This is a genomic window from Halorubrum sp. SP9 (assembly GCF_005435015.1).
Taxonomy (GTDB): domain Archaea; phylum Halobacteriota; class Halobacteria; order Halobacteriales; family Haloferacaceae; genus Halorubrum; species Halorubrum sodomense.
Window position 1 is genome coordinate 1 of sequence record NZ_SGXU01000842.1, and the last position, 207, is coordinate 207.

Annotated in this window: 1 pseudogene; it reads left to right on the forward strand. The window is 62.8% G+C overall.

Annotated features, from left to right (window positions below):
* Nucleotides 1-207, forward strand: a pseudogene (locus EXE45_RS19510) (hypothetical protein); the annotation flags it as partial.

Genomic DNA, 207 nt, shown 5'->3' on the forward strand with positions numbered 1-207 from the left:
GAGGGACAGCGGATCCTCGCCTGCGAGGTCGTCACGCACCTCGACGGGCAACTGTACTCCGGAACGCCCTCGACGGACGAGTGGACCGCGTACGGTAACGCCAGCTATCAGTACAGCTTAGAGCGGATCTCCGAGAAGTTCGAGCGCGTCGTCGACTACCTCGACGTCGTGTTTGACGACCTCTCGCTCGCCGAGCTACAGCTGTGG